This window comes from Pseudomonas sp. GL93 (genome assembly GCF_003408955.1).
Taxonomy (GTDB): Bacteria; Pseudomonadota; Gammaproteobacteria; order Pseudomonadales; family Pseudomonadaceae; genus Aquipseudomonas; species Aquipseudomonas paracarnis.
Genome location: NZ_NKRF01000129.1, coordinates 185,283 through 199,806, shown reverse-complemented (window position 1 = coordinate 199,806; position 14,524 = coordinate 185,283). Strand labels below are relative to the sequence as shown.

At 60.7% G+C, this 14,524-nt stretch carries 16 protein-coding genes; 5 read left to right on the top strand and 11 right to left on the bottom strand.

What is annotated here, in order from left to right:
* Window positions 1-17: 17 nt before the first annotated feature.
* From CER19_RS26590 to dadA, 5 genes are all read right to left on the bottom strand, one after another.
* Window positions 18-428, bottom strand: a complete 411-nt coding sequence (locus tag CER19_RS26590; protein ID WP_034129081.1) for a cytochrome c5 family protein — start codon at window positions 426-428, stop codon at window positions 18-20.
* A gap of 182 nt (window positions 429-610) precedes the next feature.
* The gene (locus CER19_RS26585) at window positions 611-1,159 is read right to left on the bottom strand and encodes a cupin domain-containing protein (protein ID WP_014720470.1); all 549 of its coding nucleotides are present in this window, start codon (window positions 1,157-1,159) and stop codon (window positions 611-613) included.
* 116 nt (window positions 1,160-1,275) lie between these two features.
* Window positions 1,276-2,349, bottom strand: a complete 1,074-nt coding sequence (gene alr / locus CER19_RS26580) for an alanine racemase (RefSeq protein ID WP_116668555.1) — start codon at window positions 2,347-2,349, stop codon at window positions 1,276-1,278.
* A 79-nt stretch (window positions 2,350-2,428) separates the two neighbouring features.
* The gene (locus CER19_RS26575; protein ID WP_057710571.1) at window positions 2,429-2,782 is read right to left on the bottom strand and encodes a RidA family protein; all 354 of its coding nucleotides are present in this window, start codon (window positions 2,780-2,782) and stop codon (window positions 2,429-2,431) included.
* Window positions 2,754-4,055 (bottom strand): D-amino acid dehydrogenase, encoded by a 1,302-nt coding sequence (gene dadA, locus CER19_RS26570; protein ID WP_116668554.1) that lies wholly within the window; start codon window positions 4,053-4,055, stop codon window positions 2,754-2,756. Before dadA ends, CER19_RS26575 begins: the two co-directional genes overlap by 29 nt.
* 156 nt (window positions 4,056-4,211) lie before the next feature.
* Here dadA and CER19_RS26565 point away from each other — a divergent pair, with 156 nt between their 5' ends.
* Entirely contained in the window at window positions 4,212-4,700 is a 489-nt protein-coding gene (locus tag CER19_RS26565) for an Lrp/AsnC ligand binding domain-containing protein (protein WP_003176896.1), read from the top strand.
* Window positions 4,701-4,832: 132 nt separating this feature from the next.
* Here CER19_RS26565 and CER19_RS26560 read toward each other — a convergent pair whose 3' ends face one another.
* A complete protein-coding gene (locus CER19_RS26560; protein WP_003195461.1) occupies window positions 4,833-5,186 on the bottom strand; it encodes a YkgJ family cysteine cluster protein in 354 nt (117 codons plus the stop codon).
* 115 nt (window positions 5,187-5,301) lie between these two features.
* Here CER19_RS26560 and CER19_RS26555 point away from each other — a divergent pair, with 115 nt between their 5' ends.
* Complete coding sequence (locus CER19_RS26555; RefSeq protein ID WP_116668553.1) at window positions 5,302-6,594, top strand: FAD-binding oxidoreductase; 1,293 nt, start codon at window positions 5,302-5,304, stop codon at window positions 6,592-6,594.
* On the opposite strand, the gene CER19_RS26550 is transcribed toward CER19_RS26555, so the two are convergent.
* Window positions 6,595-6,819, bottom strand: coding sequence for a DUF1127 domain-containing protein (locus CER19_RS26550; protein WP_116668552.1), 225 nt, complete (start codon window positions 6,817-6,819; stop codon window positions 6,595-6,597). It abuts the gene before it with no gap.
* A 166-nt stretch (window positions 6,820-6,985) separates the two neighbouring features.
* On the opposite strand from CER19_RS26550, the gene CER19_RS26545 reads away from it, so the two are divergent.
* Together CER19_RS26545 and CER19_RS26540 are read left to right on the top strand one after the other, a co-directional pair.
* Window positions 6,986-8,410, top strand: coding sequence for a PLP-dependent aminotransferase family protein (locus tag CER19_RS26545; protein WP_116668551.1), 1,425 nt, complete (start codon window positions 6,986-6,988; stop codon window positions 8,408-8,410).
* A 61-nt stretch (window positions 8,411-8,471) separates the two neighbouring features.
* Window positions 8,472-10,040, top strand: a complete 1,569-nt coding sequence (locus CER19_RS26540) for a phospholipase D family protein (RefSeq protein ID WP_116668550.1) — start codon at window positions 8,472-8,474, stop codon at window positions 10,038-10,040.
* A gap of 124 nt (window positions 10,041-10,164) precedes the next feature.
* Here CER19_RS26540 and CER19_RS26535 read toward each other — a convergent pair whose 3' ends face one another.
* Together CER19_RS26535 and CER19_RS26530 are read right to left on the bottom strand one after the other, a co-directional pair.
* Entirely contained in the window at window positions 10,165-11,307 is a 1,143-nt protein-coding gene (locus CER19_RS26535) for an MFS transporter (RefSeq protein WP_116668549.1), read from the bottom strand.
* Window positions 11,308-11,464: 157 nt separating this feature from the next.
* A complete protein-coding gene (locus tag CER19_RS26530; RefSeq protein ID WP_116668548.1) occupies window positions 11,465-12,958 on the bottom strand; it encodes an aldehyde dehydrogenase in 1,494 nt (497 codons plus the stop codon).
* Window positions 12,959-13,188: 230 nt separating this feature from the next.
* On the opposite strand from CER19_RS26530, the gene CER19_RS26525 reads away from it, so the two are divergent.
* Entirely contained in the window at window positions 13,189-13,551 is a 363-nt protein-coding gene (locus tag CER19_RS26525) for a cupin domain-containing protein (RefSeq protein ID WP_014720478.1), read from the top strand.
* A 129-nt stretch (window positions 13,552-13,680) separates the two neighbouring features.
* On the opposite strand, the gene rpmG is transcribed toward CER19_RS26525, so the two are convergent.
* Window positions 13,681-13,836 carry a 50S ribosomal protein L33 gene (rpmG, locus tag CER19_RS26520; RefSeq protein WP_003176906.1) on the bottom strand — a complete coding sequence of 52 codons (156 nt, stop codon included), beginning with the start codon at window positions 13,834-13,836 and terminating at the stop codon, window positions 13,681-13,683.
* Window positions 13,837-13,847: 11 nt separating this feature from the next.
* Window positions 13,848-14,081, bottom strand: coding sequence for a 50S ribosomal protein L28 (gene rpmB, locus CER19_RS26515; RefSeq protein ID WP_003176907.1), 234 nt, complete (start codon window positions 14,079-14,081; stop codon window positions 13,848-13,850).
* Window positions 14,082-14,524 lie beyond the last annotated feature (443 nt).

Here is a 14,524-nt window from a genome sequence, read left to right as displayed (position 1 = left end):
TGACGAAGATCGACCGATTACAGCCCGGACATCTTCTTGATCGCACCTTTGAGGTCGTCGTCCGAGCAATCAGCGCACGTGCCTTTGGGCGGCATGGCGTTGATACCGGTGATGGCCTTGGCCAGGATGCCATCAAGGCCACCTTGATGATCGGCGCGTTCTTTCCATGCGGCGGTGTCGCCAATTTTTGGCGCACCCAAAAGGCCGCTGCCGTGGCACGCGTTACAGTGCTTGGCGATGATCTCATCGGGGGTTTTCGCGCCGCCGCCGCCGGCTGCCACGGCAACTTCCATGCCCTTGCATTCCTGGCCCTGGACGCAAACCTGGCCCACAGGCTCCAGGCGCTTGGCAATGTCATCATTGGTCGCAGCTTGAGCGCTGACAGCCCATAGGGCCAGTACGGTTGCTGGTGCAGCCAGCATTTTCATAATTAGGTTCACGCGTTCACCCTCAATGGTGGCTATTCACGCCTGCGGCCACGGTTTCGCAGGCGGCGAAAGTATAACGGTTAGCCCGCCCGGCCGAAACAACCCTATTAAATAAAGGGAGATTCGACCTCACGGTGTACAGCTGCGGGAACCTCTGCAACGCTGGCAGGGCGCCTCTATTCTTAAAAGTTCGCGGGTGTGGCTGCGCTGATTAGTCGCGCCGGCACGTCGAACGGATTGCGAAAACGATGAGGCCTGGTGCTTTCAAAGTAGTAGCTATCGCCCGCTTCGAGCACAAAAGTTTCAAGGCCGACCACCAATTCCAGGCGCCCTTCCACCAGAATCCCGGTTTCCTCGCCTTCATGAGTGAGCATTTCTTCGCCCGTGTCGGCACCCGGAGGGTAGATTTCATTGAGAAATGCGATGGCCCGGCTTGGGCGCGCCCGGCCCACCAGTTTCATGGTGACGGCACCGTCGGAGATGTCGATCAGCTCATTGGCTTTATAGACGATCTGCGTCGGTATTTCCTGGAGGACTTCTTCGGAGAAGAACTCGACCATGGACATGGGGATACCGCCCAACACCTTACGCAGGGAGCTGATCGAGGGGCTGACGCTGTTTTTCTCGATCATCGAAATGGTGCTGTTGGTGACGCCCGCACGCTTGGCGAGCTCACGCTGGGAAAGACCTTTGAGTTTACGGATGGATTGCAGTCGTTCGCCGACGTCCAATGCAGGAGCCTCCTAGGATTCAGGCTTTGTTGTAATTGAGCGTTATCATGGCGACAGCGTTCAGTATTTACAACACTTGGGCCTAAATCCCGGCCTGCTCGGTTCGTTGCCGGCGGCTAAGCGCCGCTATAGAGCCTTGGCACTCGGCGCAGATTGCAGAAAATCTGATAGGGAATGGTCTCGGCGGCCACAGCAACATCACTGGCGAGGATGTGCTTGCCCCACAGCTCCACAATGGAACCAAGGCCCGCCTGGGGCAAGTCGGTGAGGTCGACACACAGCATGTCCATGGAAACGCGCCCCAGCAGCCGGCTGCGCTGGCCAGCGACCAGCACCGGTGTGCCGGTGGGCGCATGCCGCGGGTAACCGTCGGCATAGCCCATGGCAACCACGCCGATGCGCATCGGCTTGGGCGTGACGAACCTGGCGCCATAGCCCACCGGCTCACCGGCCGGCAATTCGCGCACGCAGATCACTTTGGACTCCAGGGTCATCACCGGCTGCAAGCGCGCCGCAATGGCCTGGTCTTCACCAAAGGGCGTTGCGCCGTAAAGCATGATACCGGGGCGCACCCAGTCGCTGGACACGCTCGGCCAGCCCAATACAGATGGTGAGTTGCGCAGGCTGACTTCAGCCGCCAACCCCTGGCGCGCCGCCTCAAACACCGTTACCTGTTCGTTGCTGCTGACGCAATCGAGCTCATCGGCGCGGGCAAAATGGCTCATCAACACGATTTTCGCCACTTTGCCGCTAGCCAGCAGGCGCTGATACGCCTCCTGGTAATCCTTGGGGTGCAGGCCCACACGGTGCATGCCCGAGTCCAGCTTCAGCCACACTGTCAGCGGCTTGCTCAAACGAGCTTGCTCGATGGCTTCCAACTGCCACAAAGAATGCACCACGCACCACAAATCCTGCTCGATGATCAGCGGCAACTCGTCGGCTTCGAAAAAACCTTCCAGCAGCAACACCGGCGCACGAATGCCGGCGGCGCGCAGTTCCAGCGCTTCCTCGATGCACGCCACAGCAAACCCGTCGGCTTGCGCCTCCAGTGCCTGGGCCACAGGCACCGCACCATGGCCGTAGGCATCGGCCTTGATCACGGCAAGGGCCTTGGCCCCGGTGACTTCTCGGGCCAATTGGTAGTTATGGCGCAGGGCTTGGAGGTCGATCAGGGCACGGGCTGGACGCATGGCGGCAGGCTTCTAGGCAGCAAAGTCAATAAAAAACCGGTGCCGACCAACAACGTCGGCACCGGGAGAGGGATGGTTGTTAAGGCAGCGCAGCCACGACAGACAGCTCTACCAGAATTTCGGGCTCGCACAGCTTGGCTTGCACCGTGGCGCGGGCCGGGGCGACGCCTTTAGGCAGCCACTTGTCCCATACCGCGTTCATGCCAGCGAAGTCGGCGTCGATGTCCTTCAGGTAGATCGTTACCGACAGCAACTTGGACTTATCGGTACCGGCAAGGTCCAGCAAGCGCTCGATATTGACCAGGGTTTCACGGGTCTGCTGCTCAATCCCGGCGCTCATGTCGTCGCCGACCTGCCCTGCCAGGTACACGGTACCGCTGTGGACAACGATCTGGCTCATGCGCTCATTGGTGAGCTGGCGCTGGATTGACATGTTGTGCGGACTCCTGGTGGTTGCCATAACGGGAAATATCGAGACCTGCGGCGCTGATCTGCGGCGTTTTTTTCGCCATCAGGTCGGCCAGCAAGCGACCGGAACCACAGGCCATGGTCCAACCGAGGGTACCGTGGCCTGTGTTCAGGAACAGATTCTTGAACGGCGTGGCCCCCACAATCGGTGTACCGTCCGGGGTGGTGGGGCGCAGGCCGGTCCAGAAACTGGCTTGGGCCAGATCGCCGCCCTGAGGATAAAGGTCGTTGACGATCATCTCCAGGGTTTCACGTCGCCGCGGGTTCAGCGACAGGTCAAAACCGGCTATTTCAGCCATGCCACCGACGCGAATACGGTTGTCGAAACGGGTAATCGCAACTTTGTAGGTCTCATCAAGAATGGTCGAGGTCGGCGCCATTGCCGGGTTAGTGATCGGCACAGTCAGCGAATAACCTTTGAGCGGGTACACCGGCGCCTTGATCCCCAATGGCTTGAGCAGCTTGGGCGAGTAACTGCCGAGGGCCAGTACATAGCGGTCGGCGGTTTCCAGCTTGCCGTCGATCAGCACACCGTTGATACGGTCGCCTGCGTAGTCCAGGCGCTGGATGTCTTGTTCGAAGCGGAATTCCACGCCCAATTGTTTGCACATTTCGGCCAGGCGCGTGGTGAACATCTGGCAATCGCCCGTCTGGTCGTTGGGCAGGCGCAGGGCACCGGCGAGGATATTCGTGACACTGGCCAGGGCCGGTTCAACCCGGGCAATGCCGGCGCGGTCGAGTAATTCGAACGGCACGCCGGACTCTTTCAGCACGGCGATGTCCTTGGCGGCGCCATCGAGCTGGGCCTGGGTGCGGAACAGTTGGGTAGTCCCGAGGCTGCGGCCTTCGTAGGCAATGCCGGTCTCGGCGCGCAATTCGTCGAGGCAGTCGCGGCTGTATTCGGACAGGCGCACCATGCGCTCCTTGTTCACCGCATAGCGGCTGGCCGTGCAGTTGCGCAGCATCTGCGCCATCCACAGGTATTGGTCGATATCGGCAGTGGCCTTGATCGCCAGCGGCGCGTGGCGCTGAAGCAGCCATTTGATGGCCTTGAGTGGCACACCTGGCGCGGCCCATGGCGAGGCGTAGCCAGGGGACACCTGACCGGCGTTGGCGAAACTGGTTTCCATGGCAGCGGCAGGCTGACGATCAACCACCACAACGTCGAAGCCGGCCCGCGCCAAATAGTAGGCACTGGTCACCCCAATGACGCCGCTACCCAAGACCAGAACGCGCATTTTTATATCCTCATCGCGGGCTTGGCCGCTGACGTGTGTTATTCGAGCAATGATGAGCGCAGTGTAAAAAACAATCGGCAGTGCATTTCACTATATAAATGCCTATATTTGGCGACAATTCTTGGCAAAAACCCTTTTGACAGAGGCGTATCCCCTATGCGTACCAACACCCAGACCAAGCGGGAGCTGGACAAGATCGACCGTAATATCCTGCGCATCCTGCAAACCGACGGGCGCATCTCGTTCACGGAGCTGGGGGAAAAGGTCGGGCTGTCCACCACGCCCTGCACCGAGCGAGTGCGGCGCCTGGAGCGCGAAGGGATCATCATGGGCTACAACGCACGGCTCAATCCCCAGCATTTGAAGGGAAGTTTGCTGGTATTTGTCGAGATCAGCCTGGATTACAAGTCGGGTGACACCTTTGAAGAATTTCGCCGGGCCGTGCTGAAACTGCCCCATGTGCTGGAATGCCACCTGGTGTCGGGTGATTTCGACTACCTGGTGAAAGCGCGGATCTCGGAGATGGCTTCGTACCGCAAATTGCTGGGCGATATCCTGCTCAAACTCCCCCATGTGCGCGAATCCAAGAGCTATATCGTGATGGAAGAGGTGAAAGAGAGCCTGAACCTGCCGATCCCTGACTGACCCACTGACACAACACGGTCAACTGTGGGAGCTGGCTTGCCTGCGATAGCGTCGGTTCAGAGGCATAGACGTTAGCTGATCCACCGCTATCGCAGGCAAGCCAGCTCCCACAGTTTTAACCGAGTACATCCGCTAGACCAACACCTGCCGGGTACTCGCCATGTACTCATGAATCTGCTTTTCAACCCGCGGATGAATCAGCTCCACCGGCCGCCTGCCATTGGGGCACGGCAAGGTCTTGGTGGTGCCGAACAGGCGACAGATCAGCGGCCGCTCGTCATACACCGTGCAACCCTTGGGGCCCAGGTGCACGCAGTTCAGCTCGTCCATCGCCGCCTCTTGCTCGGCGGCGGTCTTGCGCGGCAGGCGCGACATTTCCTCGGGCGAGGTGGTCACCGGCCCACAGCAGTCGTGGCAACCGGGGACGCACTCGAACGAAGGAATCTGGCGACGCAGCGCGCTGATTTTCTGACTGTTGCAACTCATCGAAACCCATACCGAACGGCGAATAGACGTGGATTCTGACGCAAAACGTCCCGCGCAGACAGCGTCGTGCGACCACTGTATCCTGCGTCAAATTTTCCAGACAGGGAGGTTCCCCATGACCGCCAGCGCCCGGCACACCGCTTCCTACTACGCCGCCAGCAGCGTGCCGCAACCGGATTACCCGATGCTGACGGGCCAGGTGAACGCCGATGTGTGTGTGATCGGCGGGGGGTTCTCCGGGCTCAACACCGCCCTGGAATTGGCCGAGCGCGGCTTTCGCGTGGTGTTGCTGGAGGCGCGCAAGATCGGTTGGGGCGCCAGCGGGCGCAATGGCGGCCAGTTGATTCGCGGTGTCGGCCACGGGCTGGATCAGTTCACCCAGGTGATCGGCAGCGACGGCGTGCGCCAGATCAAGCTGATGGGCCTGGAAGCCGTGGAGATCGTTCGCGAGCGTGTGGAGCGCTTCCAGATCCCCTGTGACCTGACCTGGGGCTACTGCGACCTGGCCAACAAACCCCGCGACCTGCAGGGCCTGGCCGAGGATGCCGAAGAGCTCCACAGCCTGGGTTACCGCCACGAAGTGCGCCTGCTGCAAGCCAGCGAGATGGGGACCGTAATCGGCTCTGATCGCTATGTAGGCGGCATGATCGATATGGGTTCCGGCCACCTGCACCCGCTGAACCTGGCACTGGGTGAGGCCGCCGCTGCCCAGCAGTTGGGCGTGGCGCTGTACGAGCAATCCCAAGTGACCCGCATCGACTATGGCCCTGAGGTCAAGGTGCATACCGCCCAAGGCACTGTGCGCGCCAAGACCCTGGTACTGGCCTGCAACGCCTACCTGAACGGGCTCAACCCGCAACTGAGCGGCAAGGTGCTGCCCGCCGGCAGCTACATCATTGCCACCGAGCCCTTGAGCGAGGCGCAAGCCACCAGCCTGTTACCGCAGAACATGGCCGTGTGTGACCAGCGCGTGACGGTGGATTACTTCCGCCTGTCCGCCGACCGTCGCCTGTTGTTCGGCGGCGCTTGCCACTACTCCGGTCGAGACCCCAAGGATATCGGCGCCTACATGCGGCCGAAGATGCTGCAGGTATTCCCCCAATTGGCTGACGTGAAAATCGACTACCAATGGGGCGGCATGATCGGCATCGGCGCCAACCGCCTGCCGCAGATTGGCCGCCTGGCCGATCAACCCAACGTGTATTACGCCCAGGCCTATGCCGGCCATGGCCTCAACGCCACGCACCTGGCGGGCAAGCTGTTGGCCGAAGCCATCAGCGGCCAGCAACAGGGGCGCTTCGATCTGTTTGCCCAAGTGCCACACATCACCTTCCCCGGCGGCACCCCCCTGCGTTCGCCGTTGCTGGCCCTGGGAATGCTCTGGCACCGCCTCAAAGAACTGCTCTGATCAATCGCGCCAGAAGGGTTTCAAACCCTCATGGCGCGCCTGCTCGGCGGTCAGCCCGATGTCGCGTAACTGCTCGCGGCTCAGGTCCAGCAGGGCCTTGCGCGTATGACGACGGCGCCAGAACAGACTCCAGCGGCCAGGTGCAGGGGCAGTGAGCGCCGGCTCCTGCCCCGCTTCCAGTTCCTGACTGCGTAACGCCAGCCGTACATCGCTCATGCCGCTCATTTGACTGCCCCTCATTGGCCTGTTGCCTTGAGTGATCAGCATGCGCGGGCGGCCAGAAGCATTACAGATTCAGCCAACTTTTATTAAATCCATACAGATACTGCCTCTGCGGGGCTGAATCCTGTATTTTCCCCCTATCTGTACTGGTCCATCGGGAGCGACCACCATGACCCTTTACCTCAACCTCGCCGAATTGCTCGGCACCCGCATTGAACAGGGCTTCTATCGTCCGGGCGATCGACTGCCCTCGGTGCGGGCCTTGAGTGTGGAACATGGGGTAAGCCTGAGCACCGTGCAGCAGGCGTATCGGTTGCTCGAAGACAATGGCCTGGCGATGCCCAAGCCCAAGTCGGGCTATTTTGTTCCGGTGGGCCGTGAACTGCCGGCACTCCCCGAGATAGGCCGCCCGGCCCAACGGCCAGTGGAAATCTCCCAGTGGGACCTGGTGCTGGAACTGATTCGTGCGGTGCCGCGCAAAGATGTGATACAGATGGGCCGGGGCATGCCGGATGTATTGTCGCCCACCTTGAAGCCGCTGCTGCGTAGCCTCGCCCGTGTCAGCCGGCGCCAAGACCTGCCGGGGCTGTATTACGACAATATCCTCGGCTGTATGGAGTTGCGTGAGCAAATCGCCCGGCTGTCATTGGACTCCGGTTGCCAACTGAGCGCCGAAGATATCGTGATCACCACCGGTTGCCACGAAGCCCTCTCCGCCAGCATTCACGCCATTTGTGAGCCCGGCGATATCGTCGCGGTGGATTCGCCCAGCTTCCACGGCGCCATGCAGACCCTCAAGGGCCTGGGCATGAAAGCCCTGGAAATCCCCACCGACCCGCTCACCGGCATCAGCCTGGAGGCCTTGGAACTGGCGCTGGAACAGTGGCCGATCAAAGTCATCCAACTCACCCCAAACTGCAACAACCCCTTGGGCTATATCATGCCGGAAGCCCGTAAGCGCGCCTTGCTGACTCTGGCCCAACGCTTTGACGTGGCGATTATCGAAGACGATGTGTATGGCGAACTGGCCTACAGCTACCCACGCCCGCGCACCATCAAATCCTTCGATGAAGACGGCCGCGTGCTGCTGTGCAGCTCGTTCTCCAAGACGCTGGCGCCCGGCCTGCGCATTGGTTGGGTCGCACCGGGACGCTATCTGGAGCGGGTGCTGCACATGAAATACATCAGCACCGGTTCTACGGCCACACAGCCGCAGATTGCCATTGCCGAATTCCTCAAAGGCGGTCATTTCGAGCCTCATTTACGTAGGATGCGCACCCAATACCAACGTAATCGCGACTTGATGCTTGATTGGGTCAGCCGCTACTTCCCCGCTGGCACGCGCGCCAGCCGGCCCCAGGGCAGCTTTATGTTATGGATCGAGCTGCCGGAGGGCTTCGACACCTTGAAGCTCAACCGCGTGCTGGTGGAACAAGGCGTACAGGTGGCGGTGGGCAGTATCTTCTCTGCCTCCGGCAAGTACCGTAACTGCTTGCGCATGAACTACGCTGCCAAGCCAACGCCGCAGATTGAAGAGGCCGTGCGCAAGGTGGGTGCCGCCGCACGCAAAATGCTGGCCGAAACGGCGGACTGACCTTTCCCGAGTAATTGCCGTCATATGCCACAACCGCCCTGACCTGGAAGCAGTTTCCTTGATGATTCGACGGCTTTTACCGTTTTGCCTGTTGGGCGCCCTGGCCCTGGGCGGCTGCGCCACGGTCGATACACCGCGCATCCCCAGCGACGCCCTGCCGGCGAAGGACTCCTCGTTCGGTCGCTCGATCCAGGCCCAGGCCGCCCCCTACCAAGGGCGCTCGGGCTTCCGGTTGCTGCCCAACAGCAGTGAAGCCTTCATGGCGCGCGCCGAGTTGATCCGCAACGCCCAGACCAGCCTCGACTTGCAGTACTACATCGTGCACGACGGCATCAGCACACGCATGCTTGTGGACGAACTGCTCAAGGCCGCCGACCGCGGGGTGCGCGTACGCATTCTGCTGGACGACACCACTAGCGATGGCCTCGACCAGATCATCGCCACCCTCGCCGCCCATCCCAAGGTGCAGATACGCCTGTTCAACCCGCTGCACCTGGGCCGTAGCACCGGCATCACGCGCGCCATGGGCCGTGTATTCAACCTGTCACTGCAACACCGGCGCATGCATAACAAGCTGTGGCTGGCCGATAACAGCGTGGCCATCGTTGGCGGGCGCAATCTGGGCGACGAGTATTTCGACGCCGAACCGAACCTGAATTTCACCGACATCGACATGCTCAGCGTCGGGCCGGTGGCCGAGCAATTGGGTCACAGCTTCGACCAGTACTGGAACAGTGCCCTGAGCAAGCCTATCGATGACTTCGTCTCGAACAAACCCTCCAAGGTCGACCTCGCGGTCGCCCGCGGGCGCCTTGAAGCCTCACTGGCTCAGTCCCGTCAGCAGAACCACGCGCTGTATAACCGCCTGCGCACTTACCAGACCCAACCTCGCATGGACATCTGGCGCCGCGAGTTGATCTGGGCCTGGAACCAGGCGCTGTGGGACGCACCGAGCAAGGTACTGGCCAAGGCCGACCCCGACCCGCGACTGTTGCTGACCACTCAGCTGGCGCCAGAGCTGGCGGGGGTCAGCCATGAGTTGATCATGATTTCGGCTTACTTCGTGCCGGGCCAACCCGGGCTGGTCTACCTCACAGGGCGTGCCGATGCGGGTGTTTCGGTGCGCCTGCTGACCAACGCCCTCGAAGCCACCGACGTACCGGCCGTGCACGGTGGTTACGCGCCGTATCGCAAAGCGTTGCTGGAGCACGGGGTGAAGCTCTATGAGCTGCGCCGGCAACCCGGCGACCCCAGCGCAAGCAGCGGCCCGCACCTGTTTCGGCATGGCAGCTGGCGCGGCTCGGACTCCAGCCTGCACAGCAAGGCGATGATCTTCGACCGAGAAAAGTCGTTTATCGGCTCATTCAATTTCGACCCGCGCTCAGTGCTGTGGAACACCGAAGTCGGCGTGCTGGTGGACAGCCCCGAGCTGGCCGAACACGTGCGCAACCTGGCGCTGGAAGGGATGGCGCCAGCGTTGAGCTATGAGGCCAAACTGCAGGACGGCCAGGTGGTGTGGGTGACAGAAGACAACGGCCAGATACACACTCTGACCCGCGAACCCGGCAGCTGGTGGCGGCGGTTCAATGCCTGGTTCGCCACTCGCGTTGGCCTGGAACGCATGCTCTAAAACCCCTGCAGGAGCGAGCTTGCTCGCGAAAAACGTCAACGATAACGCAGCGCATCAGGTTTAACGCGGCGCCCTCCGGTTTTTCGCGAGCAAGCTCGCTCCTACAATTGGTTGCATTTCGAGGTCAGGCCGGCTGCGTAGCGCCGAAAGCCCCCTGGCGCAGTAACAACACCACCAACCCCAGCGCCCCTGCCGCCATCAGCAGCGCCAGCGCATGCCCACTGATCCACTGGCTGCCCGCCCCCGCCACCAGCGGCCCGATCAGGCAGCCAATGCCCCACAGCTGCGCCACGTGAGCGTTGGCACGCACCAACGCATCGTCGCGGTAGCGCTCGCCAATCAAAATCAGCGACAAGGTAAACAACCCGCCGGCACTGGCGCCGAACAGCACCCACACCGGCCAGATCAGCAAGGTGTGCATCAATAACGGCACCGCGAGGCTCGACGCCAGCAACAGCAGTGCACAGGCCAGGAACAGGGTACGTCGTGGCAGGTAGTCGGCCAGCGCGCCAATGGGCAATTGCAGCAACGCATCGCCCACCACCACCGTGCTGACCATCGCCAAGGCGATCTCGGCGGTAAAACCCTGTTGCAGGCAGTACACCGGCAACAACGTCAGAATCATCGCTTCGAAGGCAGCGAACAACGCCACGGCCCAGGCAATCGCCGGCAGGCCCAGGCAAAAGCGCCACAGGTCGCCAAACGTCACGCTGAACGAATCCGCTGTCGGCGCCCCGGTACGTCCCAGCAACAGCAACGGCGCCACCACCAAAAGGCCCGCGCCGACCCAAAAGCCGTAGTCATGGTCGGTGCCAATCAGGCCTAGCAGCAACGGCCCCGACAGCTGGCTCAAGGCATAGCTACAGCCGTAGAGCGCCACCAGCCGGCCACGCCACTGCTCGACCACCAGTTGGTTGATCCAGCTTTCGCCAAGGATGAATACGATGGTCAGAATCACCCCGATCATCAGCCTGAGCACCAGCCACACCGGGTAGCTGGGCAGGATCGCCAGCAAGCCGATGGACACCGCACCGGCCCACAGGCACAGGCGCATCAGGTTGGCAGTGCCGAGCCAGGACGCCATACGGCTGGAGACCTTGGCCCCCAGCAGCACGCCGAACGCCGGCATCGCCGCCATCACGCCAATGGCGAAACTGCCATAACCCCAGCCTTCAAGACGCAGGGATACCAACGGCATGCTGACACCCAGGGCCAGGCCAACACTGAGTACCGAGGCCAGCACGGCGAAATAAGTCGCCCAACGCATTGCCACGCTCCTGTGGATTATTGGTTCGCAGAACGAACTGTAGGAGCGAGCTTGCTCGCGAAAAACGTTAACGATGACGCGTTCATGCTGGATAAACGCGGCGCCTTCAGGTTCTTCGCGAGCAAGCTCGCTCCTACAGGGGGATCAGCAGTGTTGCTTAGAGCTTGATCCAGGTCGCCTTCAGCTCGGTGTACTTATCGAATGCATGCAGCGACTTGTCGCGGCCATTACCCGACTGCTTGAAACCACCGAACGGTGCGGTCATGTCACCGCCGTCGTACTGGTTAACCCACACGCTACCGGCCCGCAGAGCCTTGGCCGTCAGGTGTGCCTTGGAGATATCCGCCGTCCACACCGCCGCAGCCAGGCCGTATTGGGTGTCGTTGGCGATGGCGATGGCCTCTTCGGCGCTGTCGAAGGTGATTACCGACAGGACCGGGCCAAAGATCTCTTCCTGGGCGATCTTCATGGCATTGGTCACGCCGTCGAAAATCGTCGGCTCGACGTAGGTGCCGCCGGACGCTTCCAGGGTGCGCTTGCCACCCGCGACCAGCTTGGCGCCATCGGCGTGGCCAGCTTCAATGTACGAAAGCACGGTGTTCATCTGCTGCGTATCCACCAATGCACCCACAGTGGTGGCTGGGTCCAGTGGATTGCCGGGTTTCCAGCCCTTGAGGGCCTCGATCACCAGCGGCAGGAAGGTGTCTTTGATCGAACGCTCGACCAGCAGCCGCGAGCCGGCAGTGCAGACTTCGCCCTGGTTGAAGGCAATGGCACTGGCGGCGGATTCGGCGGCCGCTTGCAGGTTCGGCGCATCGGCAAACACGATGTTCGGGCTCTTGCCACCGGCTTCCAGCCAGACACGCTTCATGTTCGATTCGCCGGAGCGGATCAACAGTTGCTTGGCGATCTTGGTCGAGCCCGTGAACACCAGGGTATCGACGTCCATGTGCACCGCAAGCGCATTACCCACGGTGTGGCCATAGCCAGGCAGCACGTTGAACACGCCTTTTGGAATACCAGCCTCTACGGCCAGCGCGGCGATGCGGATGGCAGTCAGCGGGGATTTTTCGGACGGCTTCAGGATGACAGAGTTACCGGTGGACAGCGCCGGGCCGAGTTTCCAGCAGGCCATCATCAGCGGGAAGTTCCACGGCACGATGGCGCCAACGACACCCACGGGCTCGCGGGTCACCAGGCCCAGTTGATCGTGGGGCGTGGCGGCGACTTCGTCGTAGATCTTGTCGATCGCCTCGCCGCTCCAGCTCAGGGCTTGGGCCGCGCCGGGGACATCGATGTTCAGGGAATCGCTGATCGGCTTGCCCATGTCCAGGGTTTCGAGCAGCGCCAGCTCTTCGGCGTTAGCCTTGAGCAGCGCCGCGAAACGGATCATGACGGACTTGCGCTTGGCCGGCGCCAGGCGCGACCACACGCCGGAATTGAAGGTGGCACGCGCATTTTCCACGGCGCGCTGGGCATCGCTGGCATCACAGCTGGCGACAGTGGCCAGCAAGCGCCCATCCACCGGGCTGATGCATTCGAAGGTGTCACCAGAAACGGCGGCGGTGTATTCGCCATTGATATAGGCGCGGCCTTCGATCTTCAGAGCCTTGGCGCGTTGTTCCCAGTCGGCACGGGTCAGGGTGGTCATGCGAGTGTCCTCCTCTTATTGAATACAAGGGCCTGGGAGGTTTATCCCGGCGCCATCACGAATGCTTGCCCGACCAGCCTGCTGTTCGGCTCAAGGCAGCTGCCACCCTAAACCAGCGGCTGGGGATGTTTCAATATATTTGACATAACGGTGGCAAACGCCCTTGCGATGTTCATTTTAATAAACATAGACTTTGGGCTCTCCAACCGCAGGCCAGACGGGAAATGCACATGAGCATCCAGGACATCGTCGATTTCAGCCAAGCCAACACCGCCCCCGAACGCTACCGCCCTGCCGCCGAGAAAATCCTCAAGGGCGATCCCGAGCAGACACTCTACAACCACTACAACAGCCCATGCGGCCAGATGAACGCCGGCGTCTGGGAAGGTGAAGTGGGCCAGTGGAAGGTCAACTACACCGAGCATGAGTACTGCGAGATCGTGCAAGGCGTGTCGGTGTTGCGTGATGCCGAGGGGAATGCCAAGACCCTGCGGGCCGGCGACCGCTTTGTGATCCCTGCCGGTTTCAGCGGTACCTGGGAAGTGCTGGAAGCGTGCCGCAAGATCTACGTGGTGTTCGAAGAGAAAGCCTGATCATTGATTGATCGACAACGGGACGCTGAGCGTCCGAGACGGCATTCCCACGCAGAGCGTGGGAACGATCAGGCAAAAAAAAGCCCGCATCGTGAGATACGGGCTTTTTTTCACAAGGAAGAAAATCAATTACTTGATTTTGCCTTCTTTGTAGATCACGTGCTTGCGAACGCGCGGGTCGAACATTTTCTTTTCGAGCTTGTCCGGGGTAGTACGCTTGTTCTTGTCGGTAGTGTAGAAGTGACCAGTACCGGCGCTAGAGATCATTCGAATCAATTCACGCATGATAGAGCTCCTTAGATCTTGCCAGCGGCGCGGATTTCGGCCAGCACGACAGTGATGCCACGCTTGTCGATAATACGCATGCCTTTAGCAGATACACGCAGGCGAACAAAACGTTTCTCTTCTTCAACCCAGAAGCGGTGATGCTGCAGGTTCGGCAGGAAACGACGACGGGTTTTGTTATTTGCGTGGGAAATGTTATTCCCAGTCACCGGACCCTTACCGGTAACTTGACAGACTCTCGACATGCCTCAGCCCTCTAAAACCACATGCCCAACCCGGCATGGGTTGGCCGCTTAATCTCTCAGTCATTTGGCGCCAGGCGCCGCGTTTCTTTAGGGTCTTACCGGCTACACCTACAGTGAAGGAACCGGGCCCCTAGAAAAGAGCGCTGCTTTATACCAGAAAGACCCCAGTGCAACAACAACCTGTGTATTTTTAGCAGCGAGAATCTTGGCCACAAGTGCCTGAACCGCTGCCAGGAGGGGCCGCTGTAACAGCCGACCGCTCGTCGCACAGAATGATTTACAACGCCTGCGGTCACAGGGAAGTGCACGGCGAAACACGCTGAGGCGCCATCAAAACAGCATTTAGGCCAAAAGCACAGGCAAAAATGGGCTAGTCATTTATCAATCAGACCTCTACGGTAGGCTTTTTCCAGACTGCACTCGCAGATGGGCCTTCGATCTGC

Bases quoted from the DNA above. Each gene is read 5' to 3' on its own strand.
- rpmG (WP_003176906.1), bottom strand. From the start codon at position 13,836: ATGCGTGAATTGATTCGAATGATCTCTAGCGCCGGTACTGGTCACTTC.
- CER19_RS26575 (WP_057710571.1), bottom strand. From the start codon at position 2,782: ATGTCAATCCAGCGCCAGCTCACCAATGAGCGCATGAGCCAGATCGTT.
- CER19_RS26560 (WP_003195461.1), bottom strand. From the start codon at position 5,186: ATGAGTTGCAACAGTCAGAAAATCAGCGCGCTGCGTCGCCAGATTCCT.
- CER19_RS26590 (WP_034129081.1), bottom strand. From the start codon at position 428: ATGAAAATGCTGGCTGCACCAGCAACCGTACTGGCCCTATGGGCTGTC.
- CER19_RS26545 (WP_116668551.1), top strand. From the start codon at position 6,986: ATGACCCTTTACCTCAACCTCGCCGAATTGCTCGGCACCCGCATTGAA.
- CER19_RS26550 (WP_116668552.1), bottom strand. From the start codon at position 6,819: ATGAGCGGCATGAGCGATGTACGGCTGGCGTTACGCAGTCAGGAACTG.
- dadA (WP_116668554.1), bottom strand. From the start codon at position 4,055: ATGCGCGTTCTGGTCTTGGGTAGCGGCGTCATTGGGGTGACCAGTGCC.
- CER19_RS26535 (WP_116668549.1), bottom strand. From the start codon at position 11,307: ATGCGTTGGGCGACTTATTTCGCCGTGCTGGCCTCGGTACTCAGTGTT.
- CER19_RS26555 (WP_116668553.1), top strand. From the start codon at position 5,302: ATGACCGCCAGCGCCCGGCACACCGCTTCCTACTACGCCGCCAGCAGC.
- CER19_RS26540 (WP_116668550.1), top strand. From the start codon at position 8,472: ATGATTCGACGGCTTTTACCGTTTTGCCTGTTGGGCGCCCTGGCCCTG.
- CER19_RS26525 (WP_014720478.1), top strand. From the start codon at position 13,189: ATGAGCATCCAGGACATCGTCGATTTCAGCCAAGCCAACACCGCCCCC.
- CER19_RS26530 (WP_116668548.1), bottom strand. From the start codon at position 12,958: ATGACCACCCTGACCCGTGCCGACTGGGAACAACGCGCCAAGGCTCTG.
- rpmB (WP_003176907.1), bottom strand. From the start codon at position 14,081: ATGTCGAGAGTCTGTCAAGTTACCGGTAAGGGTCCGGTGACTGGGAAT.
- alr (WP_116668555.1), bottom strand. From the start codon at position 2,349: ATGCGTCCAGCCCGTGCCCTGATCGACCTCCAAGCCCTGCGCCATAAC.
- CER19_RS26565 (WP_003176896.1), top strand. From the start codon at position 4,212: ATGCGTACCAACACCCAGACCAAGCGGGAGCTGGACAAGATCGACCGT.